Below are 23,468 nucleotides of genomic sequence, written 5' to 3' on the forward strand. Positions count from 1 at the left end.
GAAAAAGCTTCACCAAAAACTTTTGTCTTTTTTCAATATCTTGCTGGATGCATTTCCCCCGTGCGGGAAGGAGGCGCATTCTGGCCGGCAGCCGGATCATGGGCCTTGCCCGCGGCTTCACGCAGCCACTGGCCGAGTTCGGCGGATTGCCGGGCAAAGGTACTCAGCCGCGCGCGATCGGGGTTAGCGGCATAAGCGCGAACGGTCGGGGATGCGAGTATGCTTTCCACCGCGCAGCGCAGGGTCTCTGCCCTACCATCAAGGGCGATCAGCGTGCCGTTCACCCCGTCGGTCACATCCTCCGCCTGGCCGCCGGCTCGGGTAGTGACAACCCAGACATTGCGCGCCAGGGCTTCACGCACGCTCAGCCCGTAGCTTTCATGGCATTGGGATGGGCAGAGCAGCACGTCGAGTCCATCATAAAAATCATCCATGCCCGCTTGCGTATAGGCGGGCACGACCTCAACCCGGCCGCGCACCCGCCAGGCCTGCGCATGCAGCGAACGCAGGCCAAGATTAAGCGTGTTGTCGACCAGCACCAGTTCCCAGTCGTCACGCGCCAGGCTTTCGAACGCGCGCCGCAGCAGGGTGTAGCCCTTCACGTTATCGGCCCCGCCCACATAGCCGAACCGCAACATACGCTGCGCAGGGCGCGGCGAACGCGGGCGGGCGGGCCAGGCAAACCCGTTGCGGTTCACCCTTATGCGCGCGGGCGGGATGCCGTTGGCCACGTACAGGGCCCGGTGGCTCTCGCTGGGTGCAAGCAGCAGGGCAGCCTGTTGCAGGGCGGCGTGCATCAGGTCCTGGCGTGCTTGCAGGTAACGCGCCTGAGGCAGGCAAATCTGGCACAGCCGCAGGTCTATGGGAGCCTGCGAACACACACGGCCGTCGCCCTGCACCATGAACTGGCGCGCGCACAGCCACCAAGCGTCATGCAGGGTTATGGCGTAGGGAATGGCTTTTTCCATGCACACGCGCACGCAACCGAGCCCCAGCCCCTGCATGGCATGAAAATGCACGATATCGGGACGTGTGGCCTCTACCCAGCGGGTGAACTCCTGGGCCACTTCCGCATTATCGATGGCGGCTATGGGATCGGCACCGGGGGCTATGCTGACCGCCAGCGTATCCAGCCCATGGGCGACATACCGCACCGCGGCACCACCCCGGCCCGGCAGGTCGGGGCGGGAGGTAAAGACGCTTACCCATGTATGGGGCTGGCGCGAGAGGTGCCGGGCGGTTTCCTCTGCCACCACGGTCGCCCCGCCGAAGGATTGCGGCGCGTAATAAAGATTGGCGCAAAGCACGCGCAGGCCCTGCGGGTTGGGGCCGGGGGGCGGAATGCGGCCAAAAACCGGTTCGACCTGCGTGCGGGTGATGGCATCGGGACTGAAGCGGGCCAGCACGTCGCGCCGGGCCTGCTGGCCGAGTTGCCGCCGCAGGGGTGCATCCGCCGCGAGCCTCAGCAGCGCGTGGCACCAGTCCTGTTCGGTCTCGGCCAGCAATCCGTTTTCTCCCGGCCGGATAACGGCATGGAACGCATCGCGCCCCGAACAGATGCTGGGCACCGCCAGAATACCGGCTTCAAGGAATTTGATCGCACTTTTCGCATCGTTAAAGACTGTGGGTTCCAGCGGGGCGATGCTGATATCGGCCTGGGCCAGCAGGCCCATATACCCCGCGAAATCCAGCCCCGGCCTGTGCTGCACGCGCGCGCCAAGGGCCTGGAACGACTCGGGTATGCTCAACTCGCCTATAATATGCAGGCTCAGGCGCGGTTCGGCCTGCATGGCGGCCAGAATGCCCGGTGCCGCGTGGCGGAAATCCGCGTCATGCGTGTTGGTGCCGGAGCCATAGACAATGCGGATTTCCCCGCCATGGCCGGGCCGGGCGGGGGGTGCGGCCAGAATCTGTGCTGCGAGGGCGAGGGTCTGCCGGTCCAGCGCGTTTTCGATGACCGCGACATGCGCCATGCCGGCGCGGCGCATGGCCCGTGCCAGCGCGCGGGTGGAGGCTATGCCGCCGTTGCAGGCCAGCAGGCAGGACCGGAACAGACGCACGCCAAACAGAAGCTGCGCCCGGTCCTTGCTGCCCAACGTGTCGAGGTTCCCGTTCGCACGGTAATCGGATGCGGAAAAAATAAGGTCGTCTACTTCCCACCAGGGGGAAAGGCCCAGCCGCCGGGCTTCCGCCAGCAGGGTTTCAACCGCCGGAAAAGCGGGGACACGGTAGAAAATCACCCCCGTGCCGACCTGCATGGCGGACAGGGCCTGTTCGGTGTGCCGCCAGTCAACAACCTCCACCTGCCAGCCAAGGGCGCGAAGCTGCTCCTCCTTTTGCCAGACACGATATTTCGCACATTGGCGCAGGGATAATTCGGCAATCAGCACCATGCGCGGGGCCAGTTCCGACATCCGCGCGGGCGGCAGGGGGGCCAGATAGAGCGTTCGCATGGCACTGGCATGGTCCTGGGCGGTATGGCGCGTCGGCCCCTGTTGGCCGGAAGGACCTGAACGACCTGCATGCCCCAGCCTGCCCCCGCTGGATGCACATGCCCGGTCCCACACCAGGCCCAGGCGGTGCGATAGCCGAAAGCCGATGCCACCCGGCCCTTCGACACGGTAAATCTCGTTTATTTTCCTTAAAACATGCCAGATACGATGTGCTGCTGCTTTTGGCCCGGCGCGGACCATGGACCTGAAGCCGCGCGGGCCGGGGCCCATTGTCGCTGCGTACCGGGCCATATCCTGCGCGCGCAGGGCCTGCAACTGCGCGCTGGCCCTGTAGCTGGCAGACAGGGCCGCCTGTTTGCACGCTGTCTTTTCGCGCTCCACGCCGGAGAGGGGCAATCGTGTTTCCACACCGTGCTCCAACACGCCGCCTCCCTCCCCAAAACAACGCATCGAAAGAGAACGATAAAAAGTTTCTGGTGAAGCTTTTTGCCAAAAAGCTTCAAAGACCCTCATCTTTTAAAAAAGGTGACATCCGAAAACTCACATCTGTTTGGCATGCAGGCTTTAAAACGCTCTCCCGCCACGATCAGAACCCGGTAAAGGACGTACCGTTCAGGGAGGCGACATTGACGAAGGTGATCTTGCTGTTGTCGGACAGGGTGATGGTCGTGTTCGCCCCGCTATGCACGGCCTTGTCCAGCACATCGGCCTGGAACGAGGCATGGGTGTAGTCGTAATCCACCAGCAGGACCGAATTGCCCGCCGCGGCGCTGAAATCGGTAATGGTGTAGTCGCCCCCGGCCACATGATCGCGAAAGCCGAAGATATTGGCATCCCCCGCGCCCCCGGTCAGCGTGGCCTCTCCCACACCGGCGACCAGCGTGTCCGCCCCCGTCCCGCCTATAAAGACCTGCGCGCCCGTGGTGCCCGCATTGTCACCGAACGCATGAATGCCAAATGCAGAAGATGCCCCATCCAGCGTCATGTTTCCGGCATTGGCGGCAAACAGGTTATCGGTGGCCGAAGTGGTGGCGTCCGTCATGTCAAGGCTCATATCCAGCCCGTTGGAGCCGAAAATCGTGGCATGACCCGCCGTCACATGCGTCTGCCCCGTGCCGCCGATAAAGGTCAGGTCCTGCAAAACGGTAATGCTGGCCGCATCCGTATTGGTCGTTTGCAGGTTGCCATAGGTCGCGGAAATGGTGCTGCCCTGACCGCCCTCCACCGTGCCGTCGGTGCCGGTCATGGTAATGGTATCGGACACGCCGCCCACCACGGTGGACGCCCCGCCCACGGTAATTTTCTGGGTACCGCCACTGTCTATGACCAGCGAATTCTCGCCCAGCAGCACGGTGGAACCAGCCCCGCTCAGCGTTACGGTCTGCACCCCGCCTGATGCGGTAATGGTATCCTGCCCGGCGGAATGGACGAAGTTCACGCCCAGCCCCAGGTCGATCACGTTGCTGCCCAGGCCCGCGGCAATGGTATTGCTGCCATCCCCGCTCATGACGGTGTCGTTGCCATCCCCCATGGTGATGGACCAGTTGCCCGCCTGGCCTGTGAACTGGTTATTGCCGGTTCCCGCAAAAAACGTGCCGTCCTGGTTGCCGGCCTGCAGGACAATCCCCCCCGTGGCCCCGCCCAGGACGGTGGTGGTCGCGGTACTGGCTGCGGCATTGATTGTCACCGCACCGTCCAGCGGCACGCCGGGCGTGGTCCCTGAATCGGAACCGACCGTCAGCCAGCCGACATTGCCGACAACCTTGTAGGACCCGCTGGTTGTCACAATGCCATAGGCAGGCGTGCTGCCCGGGCCCGACAGCGTGGCCCCAAAGCCCAGTTTCTCGGCGTCGAGCGTGGTGATGACACCCGCGAGTGTGGTGGAAAGCGTGGTGGCCTGGGTCACCAATGCGGCATTCTGCGCTCCGTCGACCGTAACCTGCACGGTCCCCCCGGACGCCCCTACGACAGTGATTATGGACACATCACGTCTCCGTTCGATTCCTGCCTGCTGACCGGCATGGGCCCAGACATGGTGGGTGTTCTACGGCACGGCGGCCAGACGCCATGGCTGATCCATAGGATCGTACAAGTCTTAAAAATCGATAAAACTTTTGTCGTTTTATTTTATGAATATTTTATTGATGCCTGTATTCATCTTAATATGAGGTTAATTATTCTGGTTTTGTACAGCTTTCATTAACCTTATCCCCATCCTTGATCCCTACATCATGACCTGCACGCCCTGTCGGGCCCGCTCTTTCCCCCCGGGAGGGCGGCGGGTCCGCAGGCCGGCACTTGTGACAACCCGGTTTTGCGCCCCGTACCATCAGGCTGGTTCCGTCTTCATGCCCGACAAACACGCCAATACCTTCGATCTGGCACATGATCCCGCCCCCGATACGCACCGCGTTCACCCGCAGCGGGGAACGCGCTCGGTTCTGTTCGATCCGGTGATCCTGCACAACACGGATACGGCAGGGTGCGAGCATCTGCCCTGCCTGATGTGGCTGATCGCAAACACCGCGCCCCCCACACTGACACTGGTGGGCGCCAGCCGGACCGTGCGCGACACACTGGCCTTTTTCCTGCATATCCGCGCCTTGCCGACCCAGCTTGTTGTTCATGAAACGCTCTGTCTGCCCCAGCTTCAAACCCCGGGGCTCCATTATCTGGCGCAATCCGCATGGCAGGCCTGGCCCGTGAACCCGCAGGACGGAAACACCCTGCCCGCAGCGGCACCCGGCAGCGTGATCCTGCTTGAAGGTGCTCCAACGCCCACGCCCCATGCGGCGCAGGCGGAACCGACAGAGGCACAGGAATGGCAAAATCTGGCGTACCCGCAACAGGTTTTATGCTGCCGTTTTGCACAGGGTAACGGTCTGGGGGTTTTGGCCGCACGCCCGGTGCCGGACTGTCTGGCCCCTTTTTTCATGCCCGACGGGCCCTGCAACGCGCATGATATCATCCGCCTGCGCCAGCGCATGGATTTTGCGGGGCAGGCCTGGCTGGACAAGGTGCAACTGGCCCGGGCCACCCGGCAGAACCACGCCCTGCAAGCCGAACTGGAAACCCTGCGCGCCGACAGTCTGGCCCTGCAGGTTCGCACAAGCCAGCAGGGCCTGGAACTGTCCGCCCTGCATGCCGATGCCGCAGCCAGCCGCGCCCGCGCGCAGGCGGATTATGAACACAACCAGGCGCTGGCCCGCAGAATGGCGGATGCCAGTGCACGGTTCGAACCGATCCGGCGGGGAGTGTCTTCCGTGCCGGGCCTTGTACGGCTGCTGGCCCGCACGATGCTGAAGGGACCATTCCCGCTCCCCGACCTGCCATCGCCCTCCGCCGTCGCACTTCCACCCCTTCCCGCAGGCAAGCCCGGCATGCCCGGGACCACCGTGGAGCCAGCACGCGGGCAGGCCACCCCAACTGCGTTGCATGTCCTGTTTGTCGCGGGGGAGCCGGATACGCCGGGCATGCAGTATCGCTGCGTGCGCAACGCCGCCGCCTGCCAGCGCGCGGGCTACCCCGCCGCGTGGAAGGACTGCGCCGGTGTTACCCCCGGCGACATTGCCTGGGCCGACGTGGTGGTTCTGTGGCGGGTGGGGTATAGCGGGCATGTCAGCATCATGCTGCAACTGGCACGGCAGAAAGGCGCACGGATCATTTTCGATACGGATGACCTGACCTTCATCCCCCATCTTGCCCGGATCGACCTGATCGATGGCATCCGCAGCGCGGGAACGACGGAAGAGCGGATCGAAACCGTTTTTACCGACATGCAACGCACCCTGATGCAGGCGGATATGGGTTTTGCCCCGACCGATACGCTGGCCGACGCCATGCGCGTCTACCGCCCCGTGACCCATACCGTGCCCAATACATATGACGCTGCCTTTCTCGCCCAGGCGCGGCTGGCCTGCCGGGCGAAAAAGGCAGCACCTTCCGACGGGCTGGTGCGGATCGGCTATGCCACGGGTTCACGCACGCACCAGAAGGATTTTGCCTGCGCCTGTGCGGCCCTTGTCGCCATCCTGCGCGAAAAACCGCAGGTCCGGCTTGTCCTGTTCCGCGAAGCCGAAACCCGCCGGCCCGTGCTGCTGACCGACGAATTTCCCGCCCTGGAACCGGTCGCCGCCCAGATCGAATGGCGCGATATGGTGCCCCTTGCGGATCTGGCGCAGGAACTGGCGCGGTTTGACATCTGTATCGCCCCGCTGGAGGTACAGAGCGCTTTTTGCAATGCCAAGAGCGAGATCAAGTTTTTCGAATCCGCCCTGGCAGGCGTGCCCTGTATTGCCTCCCCCACAGCGCCATTCCGCCAATGCGTAGTACATGGCCGCACGGGCCTTTTGGCCGACACCCAGCCGGAATGGGAAGACGCCCTGCGCCTGCTGGTGGACAAGCCGGAATTGCGCGCCCGCATGGCGCGCGACGCCCACCACGCCGTGCTGTGGCAGTTCGGACCGCAACGCCAGACCCGGCTTTTTCGCACGCTTCTGGCCAGCCTGGGCGGTGAGGACGCCGCCGCCCGCGCGGCCGAGACCCTGATCGCCCGCACGCGGGAGCACGCACAAAGCCTGCCCGACATACCCGACTGCACGGTGCTGTTCGAACAGGACAGGCTGGAAAATGCGGTCATCAGCGTGGTGATCACCAATTACAACTATGCCCATCTGGTGCTGGAGGCGCTGGAGTCGGTCAGGGCGCAGACCCTGCAGCTTCTGGACCTGATCGTGGTGGACGATGGCTCGACTGACGAGTCCCCACCCCTGATCCAGGCCTGGATGACCCGCCACAGCGCGCGTTTCAACCGGTTGCTGCTGCTGCGAACCCGCCAGAACGCGGGACTGGGGGCTGCGCGGAATTGCGGCGTCGCCCATACGGAAACACCGTTCTTCCTGCCTTTGGACGCCGATAACCGGCTGCTGCCCTCGGCCTGCGCCCGCCTGCTGGCCGCCATGGATGACATGACGGCCTATGCCTACCCCGTCATGGCGCAGTTTGGCGCGCCGGGCCACACACAGACAATGGGGGAAGATCCCTTCGAACCCATGCGGTTCATGGCCGGGAATTATATCGACGCGCTGGCCCTGGTGGCCAAATGGGCCTGGGCGGCGGCGGGCGGGTATTACACGAACCCCGCGGCCATGGGGTGGGAGGATTACGATTTGTGGTGCTCACTGGCCGAACTGGGCCTGCGCGGCACCCATGTACCCACCATACTGGCCGAATACCGTGTGCACCCCCATTCCATGACAAACAGCGTAACCGAAACCACAGCCCACAAGGAACGGGTGGTCGCCCTTCTGGAACATCGCCACCCCTGGCTGCGCCTGGTGCAGAAAGCGGCGAAGGAACGGGTCTGAACGCCGGCCATGGATACGGGGTATGACCACGCGCAAAGCGGATAACACGCCGACTGGCTGCTAATTTTGCATGAAAACAGGGGGAATAAGAGGCCCGAACGCGACAGGCGCGTTCCTGGTCGGAGTGAGAGGATTCGAACCTCCGGCCCCTGCGTCCCGAACACAGTGCTCTACCAGGCTGAGCTACACTCCGATTTGGTAATGTGCCTATACAGCGCTCGGGGCAGGGAGGCAAGAGCAGAAATACCGGTTGTCCGGGGGTTTACAGCGTGTCTACCGGATAGGTGCTTTCGCGCCGTTCGGGCGCGGAGCACGCCAGGGCCGATGCCACATCGGGCACAACCTGGATCATGGCACGCGCATTGGCCGAGGCAAAGCCCTGGCTTACGGCTTCATCCAGCATGGCCAGCACCGCATTGCCCCATTGCGCGACATTGACCAGCACAATGGGCTTGTCGTGGCGGCCCAGCTGCTTCCAGGTCAGGATCTCCACCATTTCATCGAAGGTGCCGAAGCCACCGGGCAGAACCCAGAACGCATCGGCCCGGGTGAACATGATCTGCTTGCGTTCATGCATGGAGCTTGTCACGATCAGTTCGGATACGCGTTCATGCATTTTTTCACGCGTTTTCAAGAAATCGGGGATAACGCCGGTCACCGCCCCGCCGGCGCGAATGGCGGCGTCGGCCACCACGCCCATCAGCCCGTTCGCCCCCCCACCATAGATCAGCCGCACGGAATTCTGTGCCAGAAATTCCCCCGCGATCTGTGCTGTGCGGTGATACACGGGGTTATTCCCCATGCGGGAGCCACAAAAAACGGCCACAGACCCTGCGTGCGACGACATACCAGCTTTTCTCCATTTTCCGTTTGCCCGTGATTAGGCCAGATTTTGCGCCCTTAGCAAAGGGCGGGGGGGCCGCCCGATCAGCCTTCGCGGCTTATCAGCCCAAGACAGATCGCAGCCCCCAGCACGCTGAACACCGCAGCGCTCAGGTACACGCCCATATACCCGCCCAACGGCACGATCATGCCCAAAAGGGGGCCTGACAGGCCAATGGCGATATCCAGAAACACCGAAAACGCCCCTATGGCCGCCCCCCGGCTTTCGGGCCCGGTCTTGGCCACGGCACTGACCCCCAATGCGGGGAACAGCAGGGCAAAGCCCGCCCCGGCAAGGGCCGCCCCCAGATCGGCCAGAACAGGCGTGGGGGCCAGGGCAATCGCCGCCAGGCCACAGGCTTCGGCCAGGAGCGAAGCCATGGCAACCCGCAGCCCCCCGTGGCGTGCGATCTGCCCGGTCAGCACGAAGCGCGTCAGCACGAAGATCACACCAAAGGCCGAAAGGCCGGTTGCCGCCCCCTGCCACGACCGATCGACAAAATACAGGGCATACAGGCTGGAAATGGCCCCAAAGCCGATAGACCCGCCCGCCAGCACGACGCCATAGGGCGCGACCTTGCCCAGCACGGACAGGAACGGCAGGCGTTTACCTTCTTCCAGCGGGCGGACGGCGGGCTGCATGGCGGCCCAGGGCAGGCCCAGGGCCATCAGCGCGGCACAGCACAGCCCCACCGCACTCAGCCCGCCCATGACGGGGGGCGTATTCTGGTAGATCCCCATGGCCACCGGCGCACCCAGGGCAATACCGCCATAGGAACACACACCGTTCCAGGAAATAACCTGTGCGGTATGCGCAGTACCCACCCGGCGGATGTTCCAGACCAGTGCGGCCGTTGCTACCATGCTTTCGGAAATACCCAGTGCGATGCGGGCGAGAAGTACGAGTGCGAAGGCCGCCATGGGGCGGGCTGCCACCGTCTGGGCCGCCACCAGCACCAGCCCCGACAGCACGCCGGTCACCAGCCCCCGCACCACGACCTTCTTGGGGCCGATGATATCGATCCGGTTACCGGCCCACCCGCGGGAACCAAAAGTGGCCAGATACTGAACGGAGACGGCAAAACCGGCCCAGACAAGGGAGAACCCCAGCCGTTCCTTGACGAACAGGGAGACGACAACCATCTGCAGGCCGATTTCGATATAGCAGAGCAGGGTAAAGAGAACGACTGCCAGTATGCTGCGCGTTGCCGTATCTAGTTTTAACATCAACGTGACCTTAGTCGTTCATATGTTCTATCAAATACATTCATACCGCGTCACCACGGCCTGAAAGACGCAAGACCCCAGCAGGGAAGGATGTCCGTCATGACCAACCCCCCAGCGGATGCAGGCGGCTATGTTACCGTGTCATCGCGTATTGCCTACCAGAACCCCTGGACCACGGTGCGGGAGGATATCATACGCCGCCCCAACGGAAAGACCGGCCTGTACGGGGTAGTGGAACGGGGTGACTTTGTCGTCATCCTGCCGGTGGGGCGGGACGATACTGGCGCCCTTACCGTAACGCTTGTCCGCCAATACCGCTACCCGGTGGGGGCCTATCTGTGGGAACTGCCAATGGGAATGTGGGAAGACAGGCCCGATGCCCCGCCGCACGAGGTCGCGGCCGGAGAACTGCGTGAGGAAACCGGCCTGCGCGCGCAAACCCTGGTTCATGCAGGGCTGCTGTACCAGGGGGCGGGTTATTCCAGCCAGAAAGGCCATGTCTATCTTGCCACCGGGCTGACACAGGGCCCCACCGCGCTGGAAGACACGGAAGAAGGCATGACGTCCCATACCATCGCACTTTCGCGCTTCGAGGAAATGATCCGCCTGGGCGAGATCACCTGCATGGTCACGATCGCAGCCTTCGGGCTGATCAAGCTCAAGGGCCTGATCTGAACAGCCCAGCAATAAAAAGGATAAAAGTTTATGGTGGAGCTTTTTGAAAAAATCTTAAAGGAATGCCACCTTTTTGAAAAAAGGCGACGCCCATAAACTTTTATCCTTTTATCAACCGGGGTTTTGAAACAGCTTCTTAAAAGGGGCGGACGATCACCATGATGACAATGACCATCATCAGCACTGTCGGGATTTCGTTCGCAATCCTGTAGAATTTTTCGGAATGCCTGTTGTCGTCACGGGCGAATTCACGGCGCCAGCGCGCGCACAGGCCGTTGAAACCCGCCATCAGCACCACGCTGGCAAGCTTGAGATGCCACCACCCCGCCTGCCAGTCCACCGCACCGGGGGTCAGGACCAGAAGCGTTCCGAACAGGAAGCTCGCGCACATGGCCGGCGTGGTGATCGCGCGCAGCAGGCGGCGTTCCATGGTCTTGAACCGCTCACTTTCCGCAGTACCCGGCTGAACCTGGCAATGATAGACAAAAAGCCGGGGCAAATAGAACAATCCGGCCATCCACGCCATGACGGACATGACATGAAAGGCCACCAGCCAGCGGGTCCAGGGCAGGAGCGCGTCTATCACCATGCCAATATCCTACGCATTCAGGCGGGTTTGAAGAATTTTTGGAAAATCGGACAGTTTTTCAATCCGGATCAATCCCGGCCAGTCCGGCAGGGGCTGATCCGCCGCGCGCAGCACAACGCAGGTCATGCCCGCATCCACCGCCGCCCGTGCACCGGGGTCGCTATCCTCAAGCACGATACAGTCGCGGGGAGCGACCCCCTCATCCCGCGCGGCCTGGAGATAGATGTCCGGCCGGGGCTTGGGCACGCCCAGGTCGCGCGCGGAATGGGTCCGGCCCACGAAATGCGGCGCAAGGTCGGTTGCCGCGAACTTGACGGTCATTTCCTCCATCGAGGAATTGGACGCCACCCGCATGGGCAGGCCGAGTTTTTTCACCGCCTCGATCATGGCATGCACGCCGGGCACGGGTTCGACCCCTTCCCTCATGGCGGCGACAAAACGGGCCTGCATGGTATGGGCCCAGTCCGGGCCGAGCGAGCGGCCGGTCCTGCGTTCGATCAGGTCCTGAATCAGCGGCAGCGCCATGCCCGAGAATGTCTGCACCGCCTGATCGTCCGGCACGTCCATGCCGGCTTTGCGGGCCTCCTGCGCGCAGATCAGGCAGCACGGTTCATCGCTGTCCACCAGCACGCCGTCGCAATCGAAAATCACCAGCCTGGGCGGGTGCGCCGCAGCGTTGTCTGGCCGGGGGCCTGCCATCAGGCTGTCTCCCGCACGGTGCGCACCAGATCCACCACATGCTCCACCGGCGTTTCGGGGATGACACCATGGCCGAGGTTGAAGACATGCGCCCGCCCGCGCCCGGCCTCGCGAATATTCAGGGCTTCGGCCCGCATGGCTTCCCCACCGGCCAGAACGGCCACCGGGTCCAGATTGCCCTGAAGGCCGATATGCGCAGGCACCATGTCACGCACCACGCGCATATCCGCCCCGGTATCCAGGGCCACGACATCCACCCCGGTCTCGCGCGCATATTCCCCGATCATGACCCCGCCCAGGCGCGGAAAACCGACAACGCGCACATGCGGATACCGCGCCTTGATGGCCTGGACGATCTGGCGCGTGGGCGCGATCACGTGGCGGCGGAATTCATCGGGGGGGAGCAGCCCGGCCCAGGAATCGAACAGCATGACGGCTTCCGCCCCGGCTGCGATCTGCGCGCACAGATAATCGGCCGTGGTCTGTGTCAGCAGGTCCATGAGACGGCCGAACAGTTTGGGTTCGCAGAACGCCATCTGGCGGGTGGTGGCGAATTCGCGCGAGCCCTTGCCTTCGACCATGTAGCACGCAACCGTAAAGGGCGAACCGGTAAAGCCGATCAGCGTCGTGGCACCGGGGGCTGCGGCCCCTATGCTGTCAGGCCCGTTCAGGATCGCATTCAGCCGCGAAAGCGTTTCCAGCACCGGGGCCGTGACTTCGGCAATGCGGGCGGGATCCAGGGCGTTCAGGTCCTGTTCGGACCGGATCGCCCCCAGCACCGGGCCTGTGCCCGCCACAAAACGCAGTGACTGCCCCATGGCCCAGGGCAGGATCAGGATATCGGAAAACAGGATGGCCCCGTCCATGCCGAAACGGCGGATGGGCTGGAGCGTCAGTTCCGTTGCGATATCGGGTGTCATGCAGCGCGTCAGAAAATCCGCCTGGGCCCGCATGGCCCGGAATTCTGGCAGGAACCGGCCGGCCTGGCGCATCAGCCACATGGGCGGGGGCCACAGGGCTTCCCCATTCAGGGTTCGTAACAGCCGCTTGGCGGGGGGAATTTGCGTATGCGTTGTCATGGTCAAAAGTCCTGCACGTCTTTTTTCACGCTGTCCACGCCCTTCTTCCTATAAAAAAAGAAAGAAAAGAGATTGTTGTAGGTAGAGGGTACTGTGGATGACGGGGTACCCGACATTCCGAAAATGTACCCCAGCTTTCCCACACTGTGTACAGATTGCACAGGCTTGCAAAATATGGGTTTTTTCGGCTTATCCAGAATTATCCAGAGTAAGGCTGTGTACAACTCACTGGTACAGCCAAGCTGCAAGTTGTGCCCGGTACTCGGTACGGCCATGCTCGGGGCTGCGTACAATCCACATGTACCCCGGTACTCGGGAAAGTACTCACAGCCAGTTTCAACCCCAGTACCTGCCAGTACCTGAAAGGGACTCGCCCGCATGCCTGCTTTAGTACCGCCGCCTGCTCTATTACAGAACAACGAGTCGCCACTGCTTCTGGCAAGCGGTTCGCATAGCCGCAGGCGCATGCTGGAAAATGCCGGTCTGGTGTTTGAAAGTCTAACACCCGGGGTGGATGAGGACAGCATAAAGCACCAGGCCCGAAAGGCAGGCTGCAATGCTGCCACCACGGCCCTGAAACTGGCCGAAGCCAAGGCCCTGGCGGTGGCGGGCGGGGATGCGGTGGTGATCGGGGCCGACCAGATGCTGTCCTGCCAGGACCGGTGGTACGACAAGCCGACAAGTCTGGAAGACGCACGCGCGCAGCTTCGCACCCTGCGCGGGCAGACGCATTGCCTGCATACGGCAGTGGTGCTGGCCCGCCATGGCCAGGTGGTGTGGCGACATGTCGAGGAACCGCGCCTGAGCATGCGCGCCTTTTCAGATACGTTCCTGACCCGCTATTTGCAGGCCGAAGGGGCGCGGTGCCTGTCCTCTGTCGGGGCATACAGGCTGGAAGGTCCGGGCCTGCTGCTGTTTTGGCATATCGAAGGCGACAGCTTCACCATTCAGGGATTGCCCATGCTCGCACTGATGGCCGCGTTGCGGCAAATGAATGTGCTGCTGGACTGAAAATAAAGACTTGTCAGCATTTTGAGGAGGCTGTAAGACGCACCTCACACAGCGCGTTTCCTCCCCCAAGAGGCCAATAGCCTGTGTGATGAACAGTGTGGGGCCATAGCTCAGTTGGGAGAGCGCCTGAATGGCATTCAGGAGGTCGTGAGTTCGATTCTCATTGGCTCCACCAGTTCCTTCCCCCGATTCTACCAGAATTTGCAGATTTTCAACGGGTCGGGATTTCTCCGTTTTTTCGCCTCTCAGCCTGCCTAGGCCTACCCCGTTAAAGCAGCAGGGTTGCCCGTATCGGCACGGTGGCTGTGCTCGATAGGGTCTGGCACAGGCAGAAAAGGCGTGCCCATCACCTTCAAGGCCGGGGAGAATTTGTACCAGCAGATATAAAAAATGCGGCCAACGCCCCGACCTGCCCGCGGATCGCTGGGGCAGGCAAGGGTTTTGACCGCATTCGGGCCACGCCAGCGGGCCCGGGCAGGTGCCGGATCAGGCCAGTGTATCGATACCGGTCAGGTCTTCTGAGGCGGTGTCCCCGCTCTGCGACGATCCGCCCGTTTTGGTTTCGGACACGATATTGCCGCTGGAATCCTTCACCACGATGGTGATGGAGCCGTCGGCATTGAAAATTTCGCTCGTGGTCGTGCTGGACGAGGACGAGCTGGAACCCGACCCGGACGAGGATGACGAACTGCTTGTGGAAGACGTGCCAAACAGGCTTGCAGCGGAGCTGCTGCCCACGCCGGACAGGGAAGAAGACATCTCGAACTCCTTAACGCACTCTAATCAACCGGATTAAAACGGCATTATCGGATGCTTAAAGGGGCATTCTGTCAAGGATAATCCCGTGCGGGAGAGATGGGGGTGTTGTCTTGTCGGCCCTTTACTTTGGCCCTGTTCTCTTGCGACGATAACGCGCTCTGTAGCGGGGAGGGGCACTGACATGCAAAAATTCGTGGTGGCTGGCGTTGCAATCCTGTGTCTTGGCATGGCGGGGTGCTCGGGGAATCATGACGAGGCTTGCGGGCGGGACCGGTCGTTTTCGGGTTTTCATGGCGGCGGTCACGGCGGTGGTCCCGGGGGCGGCGGCCTTGGTGGTTTTGGCGGCATGGGTGGTATGGGAGGAATGGGTGGGGGTCGTCATGGCGGTGGCATGGATGGACCTTCGGACCATGCGCGTAGTGACGATGCGGGCTGCACGCCGCGGAACCTGCAGGCCAAAGGCCCGGCCGGCCCGCATGTGCCCGACCATATCAAGAATAACGACCCGGAATTGAGTGCGTCGGACATAACAATGAAGCAGGAAGACTGATCGAACCCCCCACTGGGTGAAGGAGCCGGGGGAAGGAGTCCGGGATGACGGCAATAAAAAACCCGGCCAGGGATCTGGCCGGGTTTTGTGTTTGCTGGGGCCAGTCTGCCCTGGCCGCCAGTATCCGGTATTCGTTCAGGCGCCTTCGGTCAGCGCGTCATGCTGGCCGACAAGCAGGGCGTCCCACCGATGCATGTCGGCCTGGCGGTCGGTATCGCGGTGATGGTTCAGTTCCTCCAGCCGCAGGGCTGCGAACGAACCAAGGGCGATACTGGCCAGGAAGGCGCTTAGCCCCACCAGGCCTGGCAGGGAAAAGACATAATCGTTCCAGCGGCCGGATTCGGGCAGGAACTGCCACAGATAGAGCGACAGCTCCGTAGTATCCGTAAAGTCCTGATGGGCGACGTTCAGCCCGGAATGGAAAACGGAAAATTTCAGGCCACAGGCGATAAAGACGAAAGTCGAGCAAAGCGCCAGGCTGAGGGCAATCAGCCACAGGGTGATAAAGCTAGCTTGTTTCCATGCCATGATCCGGCCTCCTAATTTCATCAGGTTAGGGGGCAAAAGCGGGCAGTGTGCGCGTATGCCGTTACTCCGCTTCCTCCGTCTCATTTTATGTATACCTGTCATGCTTAAATTGCAATACAAATGTCTCGGGGAAGGGCAGGATTCTCTCCTTTTCCATGCCGTCAGAACCGGGTGCCCCCTTTTGGCACCGGCGATTTTTGCATTGCCGTAAAGCCCCTGTCCGCATCCCTTCCCCGGAGCGGAGAACCCTCGCGGTGGAGTGAGACGCGGGTGCGCAACTTTTTTCGCCGTCCTATGAATTCGGGCTTATTATCTTTCTTGACTGCCTGGCATGGCTGCTAAGCGCGGGCTCTGGAAGCCTGACCAATAAACACCACATTTAAAGTCGTATGGTGCACGGTCTACAGGGAACCAGCAGGCCATGGGACGGCAAATGCGGGTCTGAAACCAGAGGACGGGAAGACGGACATGAAACGGGCTGACATATCAAAGCTGGGGTTGGCTGTGCTGTTGGGCGGCATGATGGCATGTGGCCTGACGCCTCCGGTTCATGCCCAGCATGGTGGTGGCGGTGGTGGCCACGGCGGTGGCGGTGGTGGCGGTCATTTTGGTGGCGGCGGCGGCGGTGGCCATTTCGGCGGTGGGGGCGGTCACTTCGGTGGAGGTGGCGGCCACTTTGGCGGTGGCGGCTGGCGCGGCGGCGGTTGGGGTGGCCGTGGCTGGGGCGGCGGCTGGGGTCGCGGTTGGGGCGGTGGCTGGTGGGGCCCCGGATACTGGGGCGGCTGGGGCTGGGGTTATCCCTATTACGGCTGGGGTTACGGCGGCGGCTGGGGGTGGGGCGCGCCCTTCATGTTCGGTTCCGCCCTGGGCCTGGCCGTAGGCAGCAGCATGTACGATGACTATGACGATGGCTATGCCGGTTACGGGCAGAGTATGGGCGTGCCGCCACCTTCCTATTACAATGGCGGTTATCAGGGTTACGGGCAGGGCTATGGCCAAGGCTACGGTCAGGGATATCCCGGATACGGCTACGGGCCTTCAGGGGCGACGGTAAACGGCCAACCCGTTGGCCAGCCGGCTTATCAGCAGCCTCCGGCCAATGACCCATCGGCCGTGCATTGTAGTGCTGGGCGTTTCTTCAACAAGCTGACCGAAAGCTGTGACAGTCATTAAGTGCTGATACAAAAAAGGGGCGCGTCGGGTGGCGCGCCCCTTTGCCGTTCGGCTGCTACCGCGTGGTTTTACGGTGTTGTATCCTGAAACAGACATAGTCTGCCCGTGATTTTCAAAAACCGGGCGGGAGTTCGACACCTTCGAGCGTGAGCAGCCAGGCTTTGTCTTCCACCCCGCCATCTCCCGAATAGCCGCCAAGGCCCTGGCGCCCCAGAACGCGGTGGCAGGGAATAAGGATGGGAATGGGGTTTCTGCCCACCGCCTGGCCGACGGAGCGCGGGCTACCGCCAATTTTTTCGGCCAGATCCGCATAAGTCACGGTCTGCCCGACCGGAATGGCGCAAAGGGCGGCCCATATCCGTTTTTGATAATCCGTGCCGTAAGGGTCGAGCGCAAAGGGAACGGGGCCAGCGGCGGCCGGGTCGTCAAACCATTGGTCCAGCCAGTCACGCGCGCGCAACAGCAAAGGGGTTGGTGTCTGGTCGCGGCCCCAGCCCCAGTCCAGTGCGATGATCTTGTCGTCTTCTTCGGAGAGGGTGAGGTCTCCGATCGGGGAATGCAGCGAAAGCTGGGGCATGAACCAAAAAACCTTTCAAACGGGTGCCAAACTGTCCGGTAACGAAGACCCTGCCTTCTTTTTGTAGAAGAAGAACGCAAAACTTTCATCCCTCATCGCATGGCGCGCGTCATACAATGGCTGTGCGCTAGTGCGTGGCATTCCGGGCGGGTGTCCGGCCTGCGTGCAGGGCTGGGGGCATGAGCGGCGCGGCCCCGGTGTTTTCCGGTTTCGTTTGGCCTGCAAACTGCACTAGAACCAGCCAGCGAGGATCGGCGGGCGAAAAAGGGAAAGTGCGGAGTGGGCTACCAGGGAGAAGACACGATTTTTGCGCTGTCCAGCGGGGTGGAACGTGCCGCCATAGCTGTGCTGCGGGTCAGCGGCGGGGAGAGTGCCCGCCTGCTGGTGCAGCTTTGCGGCAAGCTTCCCCCGCCCCGGCAGGCCGTCCTGCGGCGGATATGGCAGGATGCGACCACGCGTGACAACCTGCTGGATGAAGCCCTGGTGCTGTGGTTCCCCGGTCCCCGCAGCTATACGGGGGAGGACGGGTTTGAACTGCACCTGCATGCCGGGCCCGCCATAATCCAGGCCGTGTCCGCGGCACTGGTCGATCATGGCGCGCGCCCGGCCGAACCGGGTGAATTTACACGACGGGCGTTCCTGAATGGGCGCATGGACCTGATCGAGGCCGAAGGGGTGGCCGATCTGGTCAATGCGGAAACCGAAGGCCAGCGCAGGCAGGCCCTTGCCCAGACCGAAGGCGCGCTGAGCAGGATGTACGACGGCTGGGCCCAAAGGCTGAAACGGGTTCTGGCCTTTCAGGAAGCGCTGATCGATTTCCCCGATGAAGATCTCCCGCCCGAGGTCGAGGAGGGCATTCTGGCCGATATTGCCAGCCTGATAGCCGATATGGAGCGCCATATTGCCGAAGGCCAGCGTGGTGAGCGTATTCGCCGGGGGGTGGTATTCGCCATTACCGGCCCACCCAATGCGGGCAAGTCGAGTCTGCTGAACTGGCTGGCCGACCGTGATGCGGCTATTGTCTCCCCCATCGCGGGCACCACGCGTGACGCGCTGGAAATTGTCGGCAGCCTTGCGGGAATTCGCGTGACGTTTGTCGATACGGCCGGCCTGCGCGAAACCGAGGATGAAATCGAGGCCGAAGGGGTACGTCGCGCATTGTTTCACGTGAAACAGGCGGATTGCGTTATTCAGATGTTCGCGGCCGATGATCCGCCGCAAACTGTGTTTGCCAATGCCGTCCTGGTAGGGAATAAGACAGATATCGCTCCGGTCCCGGTTGAAATCGCGGGGGTTGCGGTGGTGCCCATCAGCCTGAAAACAGCACAGGGGCTGGATACGCTGCGCCAGATGCTGGAAGACAGGGTCAGGGCGCTGACAGCGTCGTCATCGGGTATGCCGTTGCTGACCCGCGCGCGCCATAGTGCGGGGGTAAAGGACGCCTGTGCCTGCCTGCGTGAAGCGATGCGGCAGGACTGGCCGGAAATGCGGGGCGAGGAACTGCGTCTTGCCATGCGCGCATTGGGGCGCCTGACGGGCCATGTGGGGGTGGAGGATCTGCTCGATGCGATATTCGGGCAGTTCTGTATAGGAAAATAGGCAGGGTAGGTCAGGGCGATGCAGGGGGTTTACGACGTCATTGTAGTGGGGGGCGGTCATGCAGGGTGCGAAGCCGCCGCCGCTGCCGCGCGCTGCGGTGCCCGGACCATGTTGCTGACGCACCGCAAGGCAACCCTCGGGGCCATGTCCTGCAACCCGGCCATTGGCGGTATCGGCAAGGGCCATCTGGTGCGCGAGATCGATGCGCTGGACGGTATCATGGCGCGTGCCGCCGATCGGGCAGGGATTCATTTCAAGCTGCTCAATCGCTCCAAGGGACCGGCAGTCCAGGGGCCGCGTGCGCAGGCCGATCGCGCGCTATACCGGCAGGCGGTGCAGGACCTGCTGGCGGAGCAGGACGGCCTGACCATTGTCGAAGGTGCCTGCGCCGACCTGCTGCGGGACGCGCAAGGCCATGTCTGCGGCGTTGTCAGTGAAGACGGGCGGCAATGGCGTGCCGGGGCGGTGGTGCTGACAACCGGCACGTTTCTGGACGGTGTCATTCATATCGGCCACGAAAGCCAGGCTGCCGGCCGTATTGGGGAAGGCCCGTCCGTGGCCCTTGCACGGTACCTCAAGGGGCTTGGCCTGCGCATGGGGCGGCTGAAGACCGGCACCCCCGCGCGGATCGAACGCACCAGCATAGACTGGGCGGGCCTGGCGCAGGACAAGGGCGACGCCGTGCCGGAACCCTTCAGCCGCCTGACCGCGGCCATTACCAACACGCAACTGGCCTGCGGCATTACTGCCACCACGCCCCGCACGCATGAGGTGATACGCGAACACCTGCATTTATCCGCGCTCTATGGCGGGGCCATATCGGGCCGGGGCCCGCGCTACTGCCCTTCGATCGAGGATAAGGTGGTCCGGTTCGCGGACAAGACCAGCCACCAGATTTTTCTGGAGCCCGAAGCCCTGCCCGAGCATGAAGGCGGCCATCTGGTCTACCCCAACGGAATTTCCACCAGCCTGCCCGGCCACGCGCAGGAAGCCATGATCCACACCATTCCCGGGCTGGAACGCGCGGTTCTTGCCCAGTACGGTTACGCCGTGGAATATGACTATATCGACCCGCGCGAACTGACGGCCTCGCTCGAATTGCGGGCCTGTCCCAACCTGTTCCTGGCCGGGCAGATCAACGGCACCACCGGGTATGAGGAAGCAGCGGCCCAGGGCCTGCTGGCGGGTGTGAATGCGGCGCGCCGGGCGGGGGGGCAGGCCCCTGTCAGCCTCGACCGGGGCAAGGCCTATATGGGTGTCATGGTCGATGACCTGACCACCCAGGGGGTCAGTGAGCCCTACCGCATGTTTACCTCGCGCGCGGAATACCGGCTGGTCCTGCGCGCCGATAATGCGGATATGCGCCTGACCGGCATTGGCCTGGACTGGGGCTGCGTAGGCCCCGCCCGGCGCGATCTGTACGAGCACGATGTGCAGGCCATAGCCCAGGTGCAACAGCAGGCGGAAGCGCAAAGCTGGCAGCCGCAGGAACTGGCCCATGCGGGCATGAAGGTAGCCCAGGACGGCCGCCGCCGCAGCCTGCTGGATATTCTGGGCTACGGGGTGGAAGAGACCGTTCTGTCGCAGTTGGCGCCGTGGTTCCTGAACGTGCCCGAACGGGTGCGCCGCCATATTACGACCGAAGCACGCTATAGCGGCTACCTGACCCGCCAGCGGCGCGAAATACGCCAACTGGAAGCCGAGACGGATATCCGTTTCCCCGCAGGGCTGGATTTTGGCGCCATAGGCGGGCTGAGTTCGGAAATGAAAGAACGACTCGACGCCGCACGCCCGGACAGTTTCAGCGCCGCCCAGCGTATTCCGGGCATGACGCCCTCTGCCCTCATGGCGCTTCTGGCGTATCTGCGTAAAGGGCAGGCCCATGCTGATGTTGCCTGAAGGCATGGATGTTTCACGTGAAACACAGGACCGGCTGGATATTTTTGCCGCCCTTCTGCGCAAATGGAATACGCGCATCAACCTGGTCTCGCCCCGCGACATGGACAAGCTGTGGGAACGGCATATTCTGGATAGCCTGCAACTGCTTCCTTTGATACAAGGTCGCGAACGGTTTATCGATATGGGATCGGGCGGCGGATTCCCCGGTGTGGTCGTGGGGATTGCCGCGGGCATTCCCGGCACGCTGATCGAGGCGGACCAGCGCAAGGCAGCCTTTCTGCGTGAAGCCGCGCGGCTGACAGGGGCCAGCCTTACGGTCGTTTCCGCCAGGTTGGAACAGGTTGATGTGCAACCCGCCCCGCTGGTTACAGCCCGTGCGCTGGCCCCCTTGGGCAAGCTGCTGGAATGGGCGCACCCGCTTCTGGCCCCCGGCGGCGTTGCGGTGTTTCTAAAAGGCCAGCAGGCGGATAAGGAAATCCGGGACGCCGAACGGTCCTGGAACATGGATATACGCACCCGCCCCAGCCTGACGACCGGGGATGGTGTTGTTCTGGAAGTGAGTAATTTTCATCGTGTCCAAGGCTGAACAGAACGCGCAAAAATGCCGTATCCTTGCCGTTGCCAACCAGAAGGGTGGTGTGGGCAAGACGACAACAGCCATCAACCTGGCTGCGGCCCTGGCGGCTGAAGGTGCAAAGGTGGTGCTGGTCGACCTGGACCCGCAAGGTAATGCCTCCACCGGGGTCAGTGTGCAGAACAACGCGCGCCAAAGTGGGACCTATGCGCTGCTCATGCACGAAAAGACAGCGCAGGACCTGCTCCAGCCGACCGAGGTGGATAATCTGCACGTCATTGCGGCCAATACCGAACTGGTGGGGGCGGAGATCGAACTGGTCGATGCCGATGGCCGCGAAACCCGCCTGCGCGATGCGCTGGCCCCGCTGAGGGCTGTGGCCGACTATATCATCGTAGACTGCCCGCCCAGCCTGGGGCTGCTCACGCTCAACGCCCTTGTGGCGGCAGACGGCGTTCTGGCACCCTTGCAGTGCGAGTTTTTCGCGCTCGAAGGGCTGGGCCATCTGGTCAAGACCATCGGCAGTGTGACGAAAAGCCTCAATCCCACCCTGGCCATGGCGGGGATCGTGCTGACCATGTACGACAAGCGGAACAACCTGTCCGAACTGGTGGCGGCCGATGCGCGCAGCTTCTTCCGTGGCGATGTGCTTGAAACCGTCATCCCCCGCAATATTCGCATTTCCGAGGCGCAGAGCTACGGCCAGCCGGTCACGGTATACGACCCCCGGGCCAGCGGGGCTGCGGCCTATCAGGCGCTGGCCGCCGAAGTCATGAGGAGAACAGCATGAGTTCATCCGCCCGCAAGAATGCCACCCGCCCCAGGCTGGGCCGGGGGCTTGCCGCCCTGCTGGGGGATGCCGCAGTGTCTTCGGCACCCGCTGCCACCCCTTCGCCCACGCAGGGCCATGGTGCGGGTGGTGCGGGTTCCACCCTTCCGATCGAAGCCTTGGTGCCCGGTCCTTTCCAGCCCCGTCAGGACATGGCGCCCGACGCGCTGGAGGAACTGGCTGAATCCATACGCCAGCGCGGTATTCTCCAGCCCATATTGGTGCGGCCCGACCCGGAAACACCGGGGCAGTATCAGATCATTGCAGGGGAACGGCGGTGGCGTGCGGCGCAACTGGCGCAGTGCCATACCGTGCCGGTCCATGTGCGTGACCTGTCCGAAGCCGACGCCATGGCGGCGGCCCTGGTCGAAAACCTCCAGCGCGCAGACCTGAACCCGATTGAAGAGGCCGAAGGCTTCAACCGCCTGCTGGAGGACTACAACCTCACGCAGGAGGAACTGGCCAAAGCCATTGGCAAGTCACGTCCCCATGTGGCCAACATGCTCAGGCTGCTGCGCCTGCCTGCCTCTGTCCGGGCGGAGGTGAAAAAGGGCGCATTATCCGCAGGCCATGCGCGGGCGCTGCTTTCCCATCCGGACCCGATTTCGGCCGCGGTCGAGGTGCTGCTGAAGGGGCTGTCCGTCCGGCAGACGGAAGCCCTTGTGCAAAAGGCGACCGAACAGCAAGGCACGCAACCTGCGCCGCCCGCGAAAAAATCCAGACAGGACCCGGAAATAGCCGCCCTGGAGCGCGATCTGGGCGACAGGCTGGGCCTGCGCGTGGCCGTGCGTTTCGACGGCCGCAAGGGTGGCTCGCTTGAAATTCACTATAAAAGCCTGGACCAGCTCGACGCTGTCCTGGCCTTGCTGAAATCCTGACGGGCAAGGCAAGAGCTATACTCGGTCGCCTTTGAACACGTCCCGAGGCGATGGGCATTCCGTTACCCCCACAGATGACGGATTGCCCTGACCCGCCCTCGAACTTTCCGAAAGGGGTCAG

The 23,468-nt window shown here is 62.7% G+C and carries 20 protein-coding genes and 2 tRNA genes; 11 read left to right on the forward strand and 11 right to left on the reverse strand.

Annotated elements, in window-relative coordinates:
• Nucleotides 1-32: 32 nt before the first annotated feature.
• Nucleotides 33-2,258, reverse strand: coding sequence for a glycosyltransferase (locus J2D77_RS04410; RefSeq protein WP_407927088.1), 2,226 nt, complete (start codon nt 2,256-2,258; stop codon nt 33-35).
• A gap of 781 nt (nt 2,259-3,039) precedes the next feature.
• Nucleotides 3,040-4,437, reverse strand: coding sequence for a beta strand repeat-containing protein (locus J2D77_RS04415; protein ID WP_207845106.1), 1,398 nt, complete (start codon nt 4,435-4,437; stop codon nt 3,040-3,042).
• Nucleotides 4,438-4,801: 364 nt separating this feature from the next.
• Between J2D77_RS04415 and J2D77_RS04420 the strand changes: the two genes are divergently transcribed.
• Entirely contained in the window at nt 4,802-7,819 is a 3,018-nt protein-coding gene (locus tag J2D77_RS04420) for a glycosyltransferase (protein WP_207845107.1), read from the forward strand.
• Between the two features lie 116 nt (nt 7,820-7,935).
• Here the strand turns inward: J2D77_RS04420 and J2D77_RS04425 are convergent.
• The 3 genes from J2D77_RS04425 to J2D77_RS04435 all read right to left on the reverse strand — a co-directional run bounded on the left by J2D77_RS04425 (nt 7,936) and on the right by J2D77_RS04435 (nt 9,928).
• Nucleotides 7,936-8,012, reverse strand: a tRNA-Pro gene (locus J2D77_RS04425).
• Nucleotides 8,013-8,081: 69 nt separating this feature from the next.
• Nucleotides 8,082-8,666, reverse strand: coding sequence for an LOG family protein (locus J2D77_RS04430; RefSeq protein WP_207845108.1), 585 nt, complete (start codon nt 8,664-8,666; stop codon nt 8,082-8,084).
• A gap of 80 nt (nt 8,667-8,746) precedes the next feature.
• The gene (locus tag J2D77_RS04435; RefSeq protein WP_207845109.1) at nt 8,747-9,928 is read right to left on the reverse strand and encodes an MFS transporter; all 1,182 of its coding nucleotides are present in this window, start codon (nt 9,926-9,928) and stop codon (nt 8,747-8,749) included.
• Between the two features lie 99 nt (nt 9,929-10,027).
• Here J2D77_RS04435 and J2D77_RS04440 point away from each other — a divergent pair, with 99 nt between their 5' ends.
• The gene (locus J2D77_RS04440) at nt 10,028-10,603 is read left to right on the forward strand and encodes an NUDIX domain-containing protein (RefSeq protein ID WP_207845110.1); all 576 of its coding nucleotides are present in this window, start codon (nt 10,028-10,030) and stop codon (nt 10,601-10,603) included.
• Between the two features lie 136 nt (nt 10,604-10,739).
• Here the strand turns inward: J2D77_RS04440 and hemJ are convergent, their stop codons facing one another.
• Genes hemJ through hemE form a run of 3 tightly spaced genes read right to left on the reverse strand, consistent with a single transcriptional unit; the run spans nt 10,740 to nt 12,970 of the window.
• Nucleotides 10,740-11,192 (reverse strand): protoporphyrinogen oxidase HemJ, encoded by a 453-nt coding sequence (gene hemJ, locus J2D77_RS04445; RefSeq protein WP_207845111.1) that lies wholly within the window; start codon nt 11,190-11,192, stop codon nt 10,740-10,742.
• Between the two features lie 9 nt (nt 11,193-11,201).
• Complete coding sequence (locus J2D77_RS04450; RefSeq protein ID WP_207845112.1) at nt 11,202-11,891, reverse strand: HAD family hydrolase; 690 nt, start codon at nt 11,889-11,891, stop codon at nt 11,202-11,204.
• Nucleotides 11,891-12,970 carry a uroporphyrinogen decarboxylase gene (gene hemE / locus J2D77_RS04455; protein ID WP_207845113.1) on the reverse strand — a complete coding sequence of 360 codons (1,080 nt, stop codon included), beginning with the start codon at nt 12,968-12,970 and terminating at the stop codon, nt 11,891-11,893. The genes J2D77_RS04450 and hemE overlap by 1 nt, the downstream gene beginning before the upstream one ends.
• A 378-nt stretch (nt 12,971-13,348) precedes the next feature.
• Between hemE and J2D77_RS04460 the strand changes: the two genes are divergently transcribed.
• Nucleotides 13,349-13,981 (forward strand): Maf family protein, encoded by a 633-nt coding sequence (locus J2D77_RS04460; RefSeq protein WP_207845114.1) that lies wholly within the window; start codon nt 13,349-13,351, stop codon nt 13,979-13,981.
• Nucleotides 13,982-14,080: 99 nt separating this feature from the next.
• Nucleotides 14,081-14,156: transfer RNA gene (locus J2D77_RS04465), tRNA-Ala, on the forward strand.
• Nucleotides 14,157-14,467: 311 nt separating this feature from the next.
• On the opposite strand, the gene J2D77_RS04470 is transcribed toward J2D77_RS04465, so the two are convergent.
• A complete protein-coding gene (locus J2D77_RS04470; protein WP_207845115.1) occupies nt 14,468-14,740 on the reverse strand; it encodes a hypothetical protein in 273 nt (90 codons plus the stop codon).
• Nucleotides 14,741-14,921: 181 nt separating this feature from the next.
• Here J2D77_RS04470 and J2D77_RS04475 point away from each other — a divergent pair, with 181 nt between their 5' ends.
• Nucleotides 14,922-15,290: a hypothetical protein gene (locus J2D77_RS04475; RefSeq protein ID WP_207845116.1), complete on the forward strand. Its 369-nt coding sequence runs from the start codon at nt 14,922-14,924 to the stop codon at nt 15,288-15,290.
• Nucleotides 15,291-15,425: 135 nt separating this feature from the next.
• Here the strand turns inward: J2D77_RS04475 and J2D77_RS04480 are convergent, their stop codons facing one another.
• Nucleotides 15,426-15,818, reverse strand: coding sequence for a hypothetical protein (locus J2D77_RS04480; RefSeq protein WP_207845117.1), 393 nt, complete (start codon nt 15,816-15,818; stop codon nt 15,426-15,428).
• 468 nt (nt 15,819-16,286) lie between these two features.
• Between J2D77_RS04480 and J2D77_RS04485 the strand changes: the two genes are divergently transcribed.
• Nucleotides 16,287-16,991, forward strand: coding sequence for a hypothetical protein (locus J2D77_RS04485; RefSeq protein ID WP_207845118.1), 705 nt, complete (start codon nt 16,287-16,289; stop codon nt 16,989-16,991).
• A gap of 112 nt (nt 16,992-17,103) precedes the next feature.
• Here the strand turns inward: J2D77_RS04485 and J2D77_RS04490 are convergent, their stop codons facing one another.
• Nucleotides 17,104-17,568, reverse strand: a complete 465-nt coding sequence (locus J2D77_RS04490; protein ID WP_207845119.1) for a methylated-DNA--[protein]-cysteine S-methyltransferase — start codon at nt 17,566-17,568, stop codon at nt 17,104-17,106.
• Nucleotides 17,569-17,847: 279 nt separating this feature from the next.
• Here J2D77_RS04490 and mnmE point away from each other — a divergent pair, with 279 nt between their 5' ends.
• Genes mnmE through J2D77_RS04515 form a run of 5 tightly spaced genes read left to right on the forward strand, consistent with a single transcriptional unit; the run spans nt 17,848 to nt 23,347 of the window.
• On the forward strand, nt 17,848-19,167 hold the full coding sequence (gene mnmE / locus J2D77_RS04495) for a tRNA uridine-5-carboxymethylaminomethyl(34) synthesis GTPase MnmE (RefSeq protein ID WP_207845120.1): 1,320 nt from the start codon (nt 17,848-17,850) through the stop codon (nt 19,165-19,167).
• Between the two features lie 18 nt (nt 19,168-19,185).
• Entirely contained in the window at nt 19,186-21,066 is a 1,881-nt protein-coding gene (gene mnmG, locus J2D77_RS04500) for a tRNA uridine-5-carboxymethylaminomethyl(34) synthesis enzyme MnmG (protein ID WP_207845121.1), read from the forward strand.
• The gene (gene rsmG / locus J2D77_RS04505; RefSeq protein WP_207845122.1) at nt 21,050-21,652 is read left to right on the forward strand and encodes a 16S rRNA (guanine(527)-N(7))-methyltransferase RsmG; all 603 of its coding nucleotides are present in this window, start codon (nt 21,050-21,052) and stop codon (nt 21,650-21,652) included. The genes mnmG and rsmG overlap by 17 nt, the downstream gene beginning before the upstream one ends.
• A complete protein-coding gene (locus J2D77_RS04510; RefSeq protein ID WP_207845123.1) occupies nt 21,639-22,430 on the forward strand; it encodes a ParA family protein in 792 nt (263 codons plus the stop codon). The genes rsmG and J2D77_RS04510 overlap by 14 nt, the downstream gene beginning before the upstream one ends.
• On the forward strand, nt 22,427-23,347 hold the full coding sequence (locus J2D77_RS04515; RefSeq protein WP_207845124.1) for a ParB/RepB/Spo0J family partition protein: 921 nt from the start codon (nt 22,427-22,429) through the stop codon (nt 23,345-23,347). Before J2D77_RS04510 ends, J2D77_RS04515 begins: the two co-directional genes overlap by 4 nt.
• The last annotated feature ends 121 nt before the right edge of the window (nt 23,348-23,468 follow it).

The organism is Acetobacter garciniae (assembly GCF_017377735.1).
GTDB classification, from domain to species: domain Bacteria; phylum Pseudomonadota; class Alphaproteobacteria; order Acetobacterales; family Acetobacteraceae; genus Acetobacter; species Acetobacter garciniae.